The organism is Pedobacter rhodius (genome assembly GCF_027213645.1).
Classification (GTDB): Bacteria; Bacteroidota; Bacteroidia; order Sphingobacteriales; family Sphingobacteriaceae; genus Pedobacter; species Pedobacter rhodius.
Map to the genome: position 1 here is coordinate 536,888 of NZ_JAPWGL010000003.1, position 13,681 is coordinate 550,568.

The following is a 13,681-nucleotide window of genomic DNA, read 5'->3' on the forward strand; positions in this document are numbered from 1 at the left end:
ATCCATTTTACATCATCCGTTTTTAATATTTTATAGCAGATGGATTCACGAAGAGAATTTATAAAAAAAGCCGCATTATTCGCTGGTGCAACAGGTGTGGCTGGTGCCCTGCCTAACTCCGTTTTAAGGGCCATGTCTATTAATGCCGAAGCCGGCAGTACCTTTCACGATGCCGAACACATCGTTTTTTTAATGCAGGAAAACCGCTCATTCGACCACATGTTTGGTTCAATGAAGGGCGTTCGGGGATTTAACGATCCGCATCCGCATATTCAGCCCGATGGAAATAAAGTTTGGTTACAAAAAGACGGCCAGGGTTATACCTATGCGCCGTTTCATGTTGATATTAACAAAACCAAAATTACCTGGCAAGGTGGTTTGCCCCACTCATGGAACGACCAGGTTGCGGCCAGAAACGGCGGAAGGTATGATAAGTGGTTTCCGGTAAAATCGGCAATGACATTATCTTACTATGATAGAAGCGACGTACCGTTCTATTATGCTTTAGCTGATGCATTTACGGTTTGCGACCAGCATTTTTGTTCCTCATTAACCGGCACCACACCAAACCGGTTATTCTTTTTTACGGGAACTGTTCGTGGAGAAAAAAGTGAAAATCGGGTAGCTGTTGTAAATAACGACCAGGCAGAATCACAAAACAATGTATTTGTAGATTGGCCAACTTTCCAGGAAACACTGGAAGATAACGGCATTGACTGGCGTATTTATCAAAATGAACTCTGGACGTCGAAACTACCGGAAGGCGAAATTGATGACTGGCTGGGAAATTATGGCGATAACCCTGTAGAATATATTTCCAGACACAACGTTAAACTTTCTGCTTATTTTAGAAAAAACGGCGATAACACGATTAAACCGGCATTAACGGCAAAAGAAGTTCAGGCAAAATATGATAAGTTATCCCAGAGGGAAAAAAATCTGATTGATAAGGCTTTTCAAACAAATATCAATGAGAAGGATTACCTGGAATTAGCGCCTTTTACTTTTACCAATGATGAAGGGAAATCAGAAACGATAAACATCCCGAAGGGCGATATTTTCCATCAATTCAGAAAAGATGTTGATGGTGGCAAACTGCCTGCCGTTTCATGGTTAGTGGCGCCTCAACGATTTTCAGATCATACCAGTTCGCCACTTTACGGAACCTGGTATGTCAGCGAAGCTTTGGATATTTTAACCAAAAACCCTGAGGTTTGGAAGAAAACAATTTTCATTTTAACCTATGATGAAAACGATGGCTATTTCGACCATCAACCACCTTTTGTGGTACCAAATCCTGATGATGCATCAAGCGGAAAGGTATCAGCCGGAATAAACTATGCAACAGATTTTGAAGCAAGAAAGGGTAGTCCGATAGGCTTGGGCTACCGTGTGCCTATGGTTATTGCTTCGCCCTGGAGTAAAGGTGGTTTTGTAAATTCCCAGGTTTTTGACCATACTTCTTCATTGATGTTCATGGAAAAATGGTTAAGTAAAAAGACAGGCAAAAACATCAAAAGCAATAACATTAGCGATTGGCGGCGACACATTTGCGGCGATTTAACTTCAGCATTTCGGCCTTACAACGGGGAAGAAATAAAATCTCCTGAGCCATTGAAACGTGAAACAGTTGTTGCGAATATTAATAATGCCAGAAATAAACCCGCTCAGGTTGGTCCAACGGCATTAAATAAAATTGAAGTTGCGAAAATTAATAAGTTCGAATTATTTTCAAGCCAAACTTCCGCACATGCGCCAAAACAAGAACCAGGAACAAAACCAGCCTGCGCTTTGCCGTATCAACTAACGGCTGATGCAAACCTGGTGGGAAACGAAGTTGAACTTACTTTCCAATCGGCAAAAACGCTATTTGGTAATGAAACCGAAACCGTTGGTGCACCTTTTACCATGAATACCGTTACCAGTTTCAAAGGCGTTCAAGGTAAAGTTTGGGCTTATGCGGTTAAGGCCGGTGATACTTTAACAGATAAAATCAATATTGAAGATTTTGATAATGAAGCTTACGATTTCAGAATTACTGGTCCGAATGGCTTTTACAGGCATTTTACAGGCAGCAAAAAGAATCCTCAAATTAGTATTAAAGCGAAACCCGAACAAAGTGGTTTGCTTACTAAAAAACTAACCGGCAATTTGGTTTTCGCTATTGAAAATAAAGGAACATCAGCTGTAAATATTCAAATCGCTGATAATAAATACAAAGCGGCCACCCAAAATCTTAATTTGAAACCAAAATCGATAACGAATGTGCTTTTGAGTTTATCGAGAAGTGGGCATTGGTACGATTTCAGCATTATCCAAAACGGAAATGCGGTTTTTAAACATCGCTATGCCGGAAAAATAGAAACCGGGGAAATAACAATTACTGATCCTTACATGGGAAATGCATTAGGTTTGGCCTAAGCAAGATAACGAGCCTTTAAAAAGCAATAGGCAATTCAACCTGTGTTTTATCCCAGGCGGCGATTAAGGTTGCGCCTTCAGTTAAAGGCGTAAAAGTTATTGAAAAATATTCGATAGGTTTTGCTAACGTTTTAACCGGAACATTCACACGAATGAGGTCTTTTGATTCATCATATGTAAAAGCGCCCCATCTGTCGGTTTGCTTATTAATGATAATTGTCCAGGTATCTTTATTAGGAATGGCAAATAAACTATAAACACCAGCCTTTATCTTTTTCCCGCCAATGGTTACTTTTTCAAAAAAACGGATTTCGGTATTTTCATTTGCGCCAAAACGCCAAACATTTCCATATTGCTCTAATACACCGAAAATTTCACGGCCTTTTTTTTGAGGTCGGGAATAAATTACTTTAATAATTGGCTTTGTTGCATCGCCGGCTTTAACCTTGGCCGCATTTAATGGAAAGTACACAATATCTGCAGGACTTGGATCGGCCGCAGCGAATTTAACTTCAGCATTGATTGCTTCCTGAGCTTTGACGCCAAAACACAAAAGCGCGAAAACAAGAACCAATATGTTTTTCATTTATTTGCTTTTTTTCTTCGGTAATGAAGCTATCGTGATTTTAAAATCACAATGGTCTCATCTGCTATGAGAAATTATTTTTGATTTTAAAGATGTTAATTGAAAGGATAACTAATTATAGATTAGTACTTTCTGCCTTTAACAATTGCATTTAAAAATAAACCTGCGCTTAGCAAGCCAAAAATACCACCTAAAAGCGCAAAAATATAACTTTGCGTAATTACGGCACCTGTTAATATGCCGAAAAATAAACCTAAAGCATAATAAAGCCAGTTGAAATTATTGTTGCTGTTTTCTTGTGCACTCATTTTTTTAATTATTTGAGGCAAAGTTAATATTTATTTTAAATTTTAATTTGAGATAAATACTTAACTGCCTAATAAATTATCAATTTTAACTAATTCATAACCATTCTGCCTTAAATAAGCAATGAGTTTTGCTAAATGAAAATAAAATTTATCTGTTCTACGGGGATCGGTACCAATATGCAACAGCAAGATAAAACCATTTAATCCGCTGGGGTTGGATTCATTAAAATTTGTTATTGACTTAAAAATTTCGTCAGCGCTTCTGTAACTTTTACCGAGTTCAGGATAAGTATAATCTGCATTGGACCGCGTTCCCGGTGTGAAATTGATCAAGCTTAAGCCCTGCTCGTTTGTCCAATCGGAAATCTTTTTGTTATACCATTCGTATGGAGGGAGAAAGAAAGAGGCATCTGTTTTACTGATTCCAAAGTGAGATAATTCTTCATAGTTTGATTTTAAATCTTGTTCAAATTCTTGTTTTGTAACCAACAAACTATCTCTTTTATTCCAATCACAGTACAGCAAATGTTTATCAGAATGTGGGCCCAGGTAATGATTATCGTTTTTCAGTGCTTTTATTAAGGATTTAAACTTAGGGTTTCTGTAAAAATTTCCTGTTAGGAAAAATGAGGCTTTAACATGTTCATTCTTCAGAGTTTTCCTGACAAGGTCTCCGCCATCCGCAAATTCATCACCCGTAAAAACCAATGCAATTTTCTTTCTGGTCGAATCAGCCCGAACGGTGGCACCTAAAATTTTGGTTTCGCCCCCTGAACCGGAGGCAAAGACTTTTTTTGGCGAAGACTCAGCCTCCTTGGCCGCAAGCAAATATATTAACGAAGCCGTTCCATCCATCGTTGGTTCGTTAGTACTGTAATCGCCGTAATCATCATGGTAAACGGCTAAATCACTTTGAAAATCTGCATATTCATCGGCATTTGCTAGAGTAATTCCGATAAGGCCTTTATAAATATTGGTATAAACGGGACCATCAACCAGTCCACCATCAATAGGATAATTTTTTAAATGTGTAAAGGCAGCATGCGGGTCAATTGGCGTATCTCCCCAGTTTGGCAAACCATAAACCATACTTGTACCCCAGGGATTACAGCCAAAAAGCCAATCAAAATTTGCCTGTCCTAATTCCGAAAATGTTTCATCGCCTGTTAAATTTCCATACCACGAGCATTGAATCGCAAACGAAACCGTTAAATTATTACTGCACCAAATAAAAGGAATACCACGGTAAAAAGCATTTTCTTTGGCCCTGCTCCAAACCTGCTTAATCCCTTGTTTGTAGTAGCCCGTTATTTTAGCCTTATCATTTCCTGATAACTGTTTAGCAAGTTCGTTATGGCCGAGATTTATAAATGGATAATATTGATAATGTGCAGCGGTATCTTTTTGCATCCACGGCGTCACTTTTTCCTGTTCGGCATAATTGAGCGCATCCGAAATAGCTTTTTGGTTTAACTTCTTTTCTTCAAAGCGGCGTGCGGCGGAAGCAAGTTCCATATCATCAACCCAGTTATCCTCGGCATAAATATAGGGCGATCTAACTGATGCCGTTTGCGTAACACCAGGCCTTTTTAACGCAAAGCGGTAAGCCGTTTTGGCTTTTTGCGCCAGAATATTTGAATAACCATCGTCCTGGTTTTTGAAAATGGCTGCACCCAGGTTAAAAGCACTGCTAAACTTTGCTGCTGTAGAGCTTGTTCCGTTGGTGGCGTTTAGAAATTTTCCGCGTTGCTGCGGCTCGCCGGTAATAAAATATAATGGCCGCTCGAAACCTTTTCCATATTGGCTATCTTGTTTCGGAATGCGCATGCTTATGTGGTCGCGGTCATCTGCCAGTTGATTAAACATGATGTTTTTCTTCGGATGCATTTTCAGCAACCAGTCTAAACCCCACTTTGCTTCATCTAAAATATCGGCTCTCCCATTTTTACCAGCCAGTCCGTTGGCTTGTTTCTCATCTCCAAAGATTCCGGGAAAATCGCGGTAAGCCATTAATAAATGATACGTTGCATTTGCCGAAGTTGTTGAATATTGCAGGTAATCGCTGGCATCGTGCCAGCCACCTGAAGCATCGAAATGGGTACTGTCTTTTATGCCGGCCTTTGCGCCGTATAGCACATAGCCATCATGTGTATGGCAGCTATCTTTTAAATACGGATTATAACCACTTCTTTGCTGGCGCATGTAACGAAGACAAAAATCTGCGGCACCTTTGTAAACGGTATCATTAATTAATACCAATGGGGATAAAATATCATTGGCCTTTATGAAAAACATTCCGCTACGTTTAAAATCAGAAAAGTTTAAGCGAGCTGTTTTGTTAAATGGTCCATAAGCGCCAAAAACTTTAATATTTGTAGATTTGTACACCACCTGCGCTGTTTCTTTTTCAATAATTTCAAAATAAGCCGGAACTGCATCTGTTTTGCTTCCCCAAACGGCAACCTTGGTTGAAGATGGCGGATATCCCAACAAATTTATCCTTATCCAGCTTTGCTGATTTTCCAGTCTGTTGTTTTTAAAAGAACACAGAAAAGCGATAAAGGCTACAGAAATTAAAAACAAATTATATGGGATTTTCATTTTATCAGAGAAATTTCAATTTAAAATTACTGTTTTATCAAGATAATGTAAAAGATGTATTAAAACATTTGGATATTAATCAATCGTTTGATTAATTTTGTACCATTAAAAAGAAATGAAAACAGAAAAGATAGATAAAAAACAAGCTATACTTGATGCTGCCGAAAAGCTGTTTTGCGAAACAGGATATGAGGGCACATCAACCCGTCAGATTGCAAAGGAATCAGGCGCGAACATGGCAATGATTAATTATTATTTCGGTTCGAAAGAAGGTGTTTTTGTAGAGATAATGAATGGGCGTATTGCCAGTTTTGGTTCTCAGCTACGAATCATCAATGAAGACAAAATCTCATCGTTAGAAAAGCTGCATAAGGTTATAGAGGGCTATACCAATAGAATATTGGCAAATATAGCCTTTCATAAAATGATGCACAGAGAACTGTCTTTAACCCAACGCCCCGTGATGTATGATAAAATCAAGGATGCGATGAGCCAGAATATGGTTCTTATCGACAGAATTATTACCGATGGAATAGAGGATGGCAGCTTTAATAAAGTTGATGTAAGAATGGTAATTGCTACAATTATGGGTACCATTACCAACATCATTATATCTCCAAATAAGGTTATGCCTTGTTCAAACTTTGATTTGAACAATCCGAAAGATAAAAAAATAATTAAGGAGCGTATTATCGCGCACCTTCAGGATCTTACAACAGTTTATTTAACAGCAAAAAAATGATACCCAAATCGATTAGATTAATGCTTGCGGCATCATTAATTCCTGCGGCTTTATTTGCACAAAGCACGAAGGAATTAAACATAAACCAGGCAATTGAACTTGGCATAGCCAATAGTAAAAACTTAAAACTCTCTCAAAACAAAATAGATCAGGCTGTTGCGCAGCTGGAAGTTGTAAAGGACAATGTACTCCCTACAGCAAATGCGAGTTTCATCTACAACCATGCAGAAATTCCGACAAGTACTTTTTCATTGCCAGGAGGAGGATCTTCATTACAGCTGCCGAAAAGAGCTGATGCTTTCATCGGAACTGCCGCAGTACAGGAACTGGTTTACGGTGGCGGAAAATTAAAATACGCAAAAGAATCAACCAAATTGCTTGCTGATGTGGCCCGTTTAGATGCCGATAAAAATAAAGAGGAAATTACCTATGCCGTAATTAGCACATATTATAATTTATATAAGGTAGCGCAGAGCCGTAAAGTAGTTGATCAGAACTTAGAATCAATTGCTGCTCAAATTAAACAGGCTCAACGTTTCTTTGAACAAGGGATTGTGACTAAAAACGATGTTTTACGTTTCCAGCTGCAACAGGCAAATGTTACGCTTACACAACTGGATATAGAAAGCAACCGTAAAATTATTAACTACAACCTTGATATTTTGTTAGGCTTACCTGAAGATACGGAGGTTAAAATAACAGATCCAAGCGTAGGTTTAAAAGCGGCAGGTTCTTTATCAGATTACATCACTTTGGCCATGGCAAACCGCCAGGAACTGAAACAACTTGATGTACAAAACAAAGTTGCCGATTACAATATTAAAACCATAAGAGCAAATACTTTACCTACTGTTGGTGTGGGTGCAAATTTATACTACATTAACCCAAGCGGTAATTTTATTCCACCGGCAAATCAATACTTAATGCCCGTTACTTTGGGCGCAACCGTGAGCTGGAATATCGCAAGCCTATGGACGAACAAAAACAAGGTGAGCGAAGCTAAAATTCAGCAAAGCGAAATCGTAATTCAGAAAGACATCTTATCCGATAATGTAAAAACGGATATTAATAAAAACTTTCAAAACTACCAGGTTGCGAGGAACAAGATTCAGGTTTTGGAGACTTCAATTGCTCAGGCAACAGAAAACGATAAGTTATTGGCATCGAAATATAAAAACAACGTGGCTTCGGTTACAGATAGAATTGATGCGGAAACATTATTGTATCAGGCTAAAATAAACTTAGAAATCGCTAAAGCTGATGCCGGCTTAGCATACTTTACCTTACTAAAATCAACAGGAAAAATAACGCAATAAATACAGCAATGACAACTGAAAAGAAAAAAAAGAACATAGTAGTACCCATCATTTTAGGCGTTTTACTAATTATAGGTATCATCTTTGGTATCACAGAATGGAATTATTACAGCAAACACGTTGATACGGATGATGCGCAGATCGATGGAGATATCAGTCCTGTTGTTGCCCGTGTTGGAGGTTATGTAAAAGACATTAATTTTGAAGAAAATACACACGTTGGCGAGGGACAGATTTTAGTTAAGCTTGACGATAATGATTATAAAGTAAAGTTGGAGCAGGCGCAATCCGGACAGAAAGGTGCAAGTGCCGGTGTAGGCGTTGCTCAATCGCAAATTATAGCCACCCAGGCAAATACAAGTACCGCAAAAGCTAATGTTGCAGCAGCAAAAGTTAAATTAAACCTGGCTAATAAAGATTATGCCCGTTATGCAAACCTGGTTAAAGATGGTTCAATTACACAACAAGCCTTCGATCAGGCCAAAGCTACTCAAGAATCAGCTCAGGCAGCCTACCAGGCAGCGGTTGACCAATACAATGCAGCAGTTAAACAGGTAGGTACAACGCAGTCACAATTAGCGGTAAGCAGTAACGTAATCAGTCAGCGCCAAAGCGACATCGATTTTGCTAAACTTCAACTGTCGTATACCGATATTAAAGCGCCTGCATCAGGTATCGTTTCTAAAAAGAATGTTCAAAAAGGCCAGCTGGTTCAACCCGGACAATCCCTATTCTCTATCGTTAATGACGGAAGTATTTATGTAACGGCTAACTTTAAAGAAACACAATTAGAGAAAATAAAATCGGGTTCTAAAGTAGAAATCGAAGTTGATGCTTATCCTGAAGAAAAAATTCAGGGAGAGGTATATAATTTCTCTCCAATTACAGGTGCAAAAGGTTCGTTGTTGCCACCGGATAATGCCACCGGTAACTTCGTAAAAGTGGTTCAGCGTATCCCAGTTAAGATAAAAATTCATCCATCAAAAGAAATGTTAGCCAAATTACGTCCGGGAATGAGCGTTAAGGCATCCGTTTCTACTAATTAATATTATAATGGCCGAAGTAGGTTTAAAAAAGTGGATCATTACCTTTACCGTAATCACGGCTTCTCTCCTGGAGCTGATTGACACAACGATTGTAAACGTAGCGATTCCTCAAATACAGGGAAACCTGGGTGCAACCCTGGAGGACGTAGCCTGGCTGTCTACCGGTTATGCCGTTGCGAATGTTATTATCCTGCCAATGTCGGGTTGGTTAGGTAGTCGCTTTGGGCGTAAGAATTATTTCTTAACCTCCATCATTGTTTTTACACTTGTTTCGTTTTTATGCGGTAACGCCACATCATTAAACGAACTTATTTTATTCAGAATTATTCAGGGATTGGCCGGTGGTGGTTTAATCTCTACAGCGCAGGCTATTTTAATTGAAACCTGGCCACGTGAAGATGTTGGTATTGCAACTGCTTTATTTGGTTTGGGTGCAGTTGTGGGCCCAACCGTTGGCCCAACAATTGGTGGATATATTTTAGAGATAGCAGACTGGCCGTGGATTTTTTATGTGAATATTCCCGTCGGGATTCTCGCAGCGTATTGTACGATAACATTTATCCGAGAGACGCCAAAAGACGGACAGGGAAAACCCGTTGACTGGTGGGGTATTGGTTTACTTGCAATTGCGGTTGGAAGTTTGCAAACCTTATTGGAAAAAGGAGAAAGTGAAGACTGGTTTTCGACACCTTACATTATCGCATTAGCCGTAACGTCTGTTTTTGGTTTACTGCTTTTTATCTGGAGAGAAACAAGTACCGAATTCCCAATCGTTAACCTTCGTATTATGAAAAAACGAAGTTTTTCCATCGGGATGTTTACTTCCTTCATTTTAGGATTCGGATTGTATGGTTCTGTATTCGTTTTCCCGGTTTTTGCACAAAACCTTTTAGGCTTTACACCGCTGCAAACCGGAAAATTGTTTATTGCAGGCGGCGTTTGTACCATTTCTATGATGCCATTTATCGGTATTATGCTTAAGAAAGGCGTACCGGCACAGTTTATGGCTACAGGGGGAATGTTTTTATTCTTCGTTTTCTGTTGGATGCTGAGTAAATCAACATTGGCTTCGGGTACCGGCGATTTCTTTTGGCCATTGGTTATCAGGGGATTTGGTATGGCATTACTGTTTGTCCCATTAACTACCTTAGCCATGCAAGATTTAACCGGCCCTGAAATTGGACAAGGTTCGGGGTTAAACAATATGAGCAGGCAATTAGGCGGTTCGTTCGGAATCGCAGCATTAACGACTTTAATTCATGTTCGGGCAGGTTTTCACAGAAGCAACTTATTGGTTAATATCAACGAGTATAACCCCGTTTTTACGCAAAAGTTAAAAGGATTAACCAGCAGCTTCATGGCAAAAGGCGCTTCTTTCATCGATGCCAAACTAATGGCTATGAAAGCGATTGAGGGATCTGTAATTAAGCAAACCATGCTGCTTACGTATAACGATGCCTATTGGGTTGCCGGATTGATTATGTTGTGCTCTATTCCATTGCTTTACCTTCAGAAATTCAAGAAAAACGCAAACATCGTTACGGATGCGCATTAGAAGCCTCATCACAAAATTCTATATACTTCTGCCTTAAAGTCCTCCCTTCCGGGGAGGATTTAGGTGGGGTTAAACAACGCAGTCGATTTTATTTACCACAGAGGACATGGAGGTTTTCGCAGAGATGCGCCAAGAATAATTGCCCAATTTTTGTGTCCTAAGTGCTTCTTTCTTTGTAACCTATGAGGTTAAAAGCATAGAAAATTCTATAAAATAAAAACAGCCGGTGTATTTCATTACATCGGCTGTTTTAACCCAAAAAATTAACAATCAATGCAACGCCCTTAAACATTGCAAATGTTCTTACTTAACTATCAAATAGCCAAATAAGATTTTAAAATTAAAATTTATTCTACAATTATCCAAATTGTAAGCCTTAGAATTTTAATACCTTACGCATTTTTTGTAGTATTACCGTATACAAAAATATTGCTTAAGCCATGCCTAAACTCCGTTTGACCACACAGCGAGAATCTATTTTTAATAACGAGGTAATTTCCAAATTTGAACTTTTTAACAGCTTGTTTTTAACACTTCCTTTTTACAAAATTAAAGATACAGGCACATTGTTGCCTTTATTTTTTAAAAGCTGCGAAGATGGGATTGCAAACGGGCAAAAACCAGCTCAAATTATTGAAGAGTTTTTCGCCAAGTTTACCAGCTATACGGATCGTAAAGACATTATCGATTTACTGTTTCGATTTATTCAATATATAGAGCGTCAGGTTGTGCTTTTTGATGCTGTTGAGGATGCTTCATTTGCGAAGTTAAACACTACAGATGAGCAAAGTACACTTGCTTTTATCTTAAAAAAGAATGCTGATAACAAACCAATACTGGCGAAGATTGAAAAGTTAATTGATGAGCTTTCACTTCGTTTGGTTTTAACAGCGCATCCAACTCAATTTTATCCGGGAAGTGTTTTGGCTATCATTACCGATTTAACCAAGGCCATCAGAGATAACGACATCACTTCGATGAACTCGCTATTGCAGCAATTGGGTAAAACACCCTTTTTTAATAAAAAATCACCAACACCTGTTGACGAGGCTTTAAACTTGGCCTGGTTTTTAGAGAATACTTTTTACTTCGCTGCGGCAAATATTCAGGAAGAAATTGACCAAAACCTGGATGAGTATAATCTCGAAACAAAGAAAATTTTAGAATTGGGTTTCTGGCCGGGTGGCGATAGAGACGGAAATCCGAACATCCATGCCGATACCACGCTGGAAGTTTCAAAAATGTTGCGTCAAATTCTTTTCCGTTGTTACTACCGCGATTTCAGGGTAATAAAACGCCGCATTACTTTCAGAGGGGTTGAAGAGCACCTGGTCTATCTTCATGATGTTTTATACAAGAATGCGTTCGACCAAACCTGCGAATTACATGATATTTCTGATGACTTAAGGGGAAATCTTAACAAAATTAAAGACACATTACTTAAAGAACACGATGGTTTATTCGTTGACTTGGTGAACGATTTAATCCGCAAAATCGATTTGTATGGAAATTATTTCGCGTCGCTTGATATTCGCCAGGACAGCAGAGTCTTGAGGAGCGTTCATGCTTACTGCCGCCAGAATAAACCAATTTCTTCATTGTATCCTGCGGATTATGATGCGCTGTCGGAAGCAGAAAAACTGAAACTGATTTCCTTTAAAGAAGCAACGCCTGTTTATTCGAGCGAAGCTGATGCTTTAATTGAAGATACTATTCAAACGATTAAGGAAATTAAAGGAATCCAAAAGCGTAATGGTGAAAAAGCTTGCCATAGGTTCATTATCAGTAATTGTCAGCAGGCAAGCGACATTTTACAGTTAATAGAACTTTTCCTTTGGAATGGATGGAGTAAAGATGCACTAACCATCGATTTTGTTCCGCTTTTTGAAACGGTAAACGATTTAAAAGGTGCGGGGGCGATTATGGATACGCTTTACAGCAACCCGTTTTATAAAACGCACTTAGCCAGCCGTGGCAATAAGCAGGATATTATGCTGGGTTATTCTGACAGTACAAAAGACGGGGGCTATTTAATGGCCAACTGGTCTATCTTTAATGGTAAAACCACACTTTCAGAAGTTTCTAAAAAACACAATATTCAATTGGCATTTTTTGATGGTCGGGGCGGGCCGCCTGCTCGTGGCGGGGGTAAAACGCATCGTTTCTATGCCTCGATGGGTAAAGAAATCGCCAATAAAAACATCCAGTTAACTGTTCAGGGACAAACCATCAGTTCGCAATACGGATCGGTAGAAAGTGCCGAATTTAACATTGAACAACTAATTAATGCCGGAATTTCTTCCGGATTGAAAGAAAAACACAACGTACTGTTAGATCCGGAAAATAAAACCTTGCTTGATGAAATGGCCGAGGATGGTTACAAGGCTTTTGTAGATTTACGTGAACATCCGCTTTTTGTGAGTTATCTTGAAAAGTTATCGCCGTTGAAATTACTTTCTCAGGCAAATATCAGCAGTCGACCGGTTAAGAGAAATGGCGGGGGTGAAATGAAACTGGAAGATTTAAGGGCAATCAGTTTTGTTACAGCCTGGAGTATGCTTAAGCAAAATGTCCCTGGTTTTTATGGAATGGGAACCGCGATGAAAAACCAGGAAAAAGCTGGTAATTGGGCTAAAGTAGTTAAGGTTTACGAAGATTCTGATTATTTAAAAACCATTGTCGATAACTGCATGATGAGTATGAGCAAATCAGACTTTGTAATTACAGCTCACCTGGCTAACGATAAAGAATTTGGTGCGTTTTGGACCCAGCTACATGATGAGTTCGAATTAACGAAACAGATGCTTTTAAAACTATCAGGCCAGGAAACTTTGATGGCGAATTATCCTGTCGATAAAAAATCTATCGCCACCCGCGAGAAAATTATTTTACCATTGGTTTTAATTCAGCATTTCGCTTTAGAAAAACTACAGCATGATCAAAATGAAAAAGACCAAGCCGCTTTAGAAAAATTGGCTGTTAGAACGGTTTTTGGGATTGTAAATGCAGGCAGGAATTTGGCCTAGGAGCGGATGGTTTAATTTACCATTTAAGAACATATATTTTATTCTGGTTACCAAGGTCTGTGTGTTCGCAGACCTTTTTT

General features: G+C 38.9%; 9 protein-coding genes. 6 read left to right on the top strand and 3 right to left on the bottom strand.

The features are described from left to right. Positions 1-39 precede the first annotated feature (39 nt). Positions 40-2,421 (top strand): phosphocholine-specific phospholipase C, encoded by a 2,382-nt coding sequence (locus O0931_RS12395; protein ID WP_269415896.1) that lies wholly within the window; start codon positions 40-42, stop codon positions 2,419-2,421. A 16-nt stretch (positions 2,422-2,437) separates the two neighbouring features. On the opposite strand, the gene O0931_RS12400 is transcribed toward O0931_RS12395, so the two are convergent. From O0931_RS12400 to O0931_RS12410, 3 genes are all read right to left on the bottom strand, one after another. Beyond that, entirely contained in the window at positions 2,438-3,007 is a 570-nt protein-coding gene (locus O0931_RS12400) for a DUF2911 domain-containing protein (RefSeq protein ID WP_269415897.1), read from the bottom strand. Positions 3,008-3,129: 122 nt separating this feature from the next. Then, positions 3,130-3,315: a hypothetical protein gene (locus O0931_RS12405; protein ID WP_269415898.1), complete on the bottom strand. Its 186-nt coding sequence runs from the start codon at positions 3,313-3,315 to the stop codon at positions 3,130-3,132. A gap of 60 nt (positions 3,316-3,375) precedes the next feature. After that, positions 3,376-5,916 (bottom strand): bifunctional glycoside hydrolase family 9 protein/polysaccharide deacetylase, encoded by a 2,541-nt coding sequence (locus O0931_RS12410; protein ID WP_269415899.1) that lies wholly within the window; start codon positions 5,914-5,916, stop codon positions 3,376-3,378. A 115-nt stretch (positions 5,917-6,031) separates the two neighbouring features. On the opposite strand from O0931_RS12410, the gene O0931_RS12415 reads away from it, so the two are divergent. From O0931_RS12415 to O0931_RS12435, 5 genes are all read left to right on the top strand, one after another. Continuing rightward, positions 6,032-6,658, top strand: a complete 627-nt coding sequence (locus O0931_RS12415; protein ID WP_269415900.1) for a TetR/AcrR family transcriptional regulator — start codon at positions 6,032-6,034, stop codon at positions 6,656-6,658. Then, positions 6,655-7,974 carry a TolC family protein gene (locus tag O0931_RS12420; protein ID WP_269415901.1) on the top strand — a complete coding sequence of 440 codons (1,320 nt, stop codon included), beginning with the start codon at positions 6,655-6,657 and terminating at the stop codon, positions 7,972-7,974. Before O0931_RS12415 ends, O0931_RS12420 begins: the two co-directional genes overlap by 4 nt. 8 nt (positions 7,975-7,982) lie before the next feature. Continuing rightward, positions 7,983-9,020, top strand: coding sequence for an HlyD family secretion protein (locus tag O0931_RS12425; protein ID WP_269415902.1), 1,038 nt, complete (start codon positions 7,983-7,985; stop codon positions 9,018-9,020). Positions 9,021-9,027: 7 nt separating this feature from the next. Next, positions 9,028-10,575 (top strand): DHA2 family efflux MFS transporter permease subunit, encoded by a 1,548-nt coding sequence (locus O0931_RS12430; protein ID WP_269415903.1) that lies wholly within the window; start codon positions 9,028-9,030, stop codon positions 10,573-10,575. A 440-nt stretch (positions 10,576-11,015) separates the two neighbouring features. Next, on the top strand, positions 11,016-13,601 hold the full coding sequence (locus O0931_RS12435; RefSeq protein ID WP_269415904.1) for a phosphoenolpyruvate carboxylase: 2,586 nt from the start codon (positions 11,016-11,018) through the stop codon (positions 13,599-13,601). Positions 13,602-13,681: the final 80 nt, after the last annotated feature.

What these genes read in the sequence shown, in the direction of transcription:
- O0931_RS12395 (WP_269415896.1), top strand. Translation starts at nt 40, where the DNA reads ATGGATTCACGAAGAGAATTTATAAAAAAAGCCGCATTATTCGCTGGT.
- O0931_RS12400 (WP_269415897.1), bottom strand. Translation starts at nt 3,007, where the DNA reads ATGAAAAACATATTGGTTCTTGTTTTCGCGCTTTTGTGTTTTGGCGTC.
- O0931_RS12405 (WP_269415898.1), bottom strand. Translation starts at nt 3,315, where the DNA reads ATGAGTGCACAAGAAAACAGCAACAATAATTTCAACTGGCTTTATTAT.
- O0931_RS12410 (WP_269415899.1), bottom strand. Translation starts at nt 5,916, where the DNA reads ATGAAAATCCCATATAATTTGTTTTTAATTTCTGTAGCCTTTATCGCT.
- O0931_RS12415 (WP_269415900.1), top strand. Translation starts at nt 6,032, where the DNA reads ATGAAAACAGAAAAGATAGATAAAAAACAAGCTATACTTGATGCTGCC.
- O0931_RS12420 (WP_269415901.1), top strand. Translation starts at nt 6,655, where the DNA reads ATGATACCCAAATCGATTAGATTAATGCTTGCGGCATCATTAATTCCT.
- O0931_RS12425 (WP_269415902.1), top strand. Translation starts at nt 7,983, where the DNA reads ATGACAACTGAAAAGAAAAAAAAGAACATAGTAGTACCCATCATTTTA.
- O0931_RS12430 (WP_269415903.1), top strand. Translation starts at nt 9,028, where the DNA reads ATGGCCGAAGTAGGTTTAAAAAAGTGGATCATTACCTTTACCGTAATC.
- O0931_RS12435 (WP_269415904.1), top strand. Translation starts at nt 11,016, where the DNA reads ATGCCTAAACTCCGTTTGACCACACAGCGAGAATCTATTTTTAATAAC.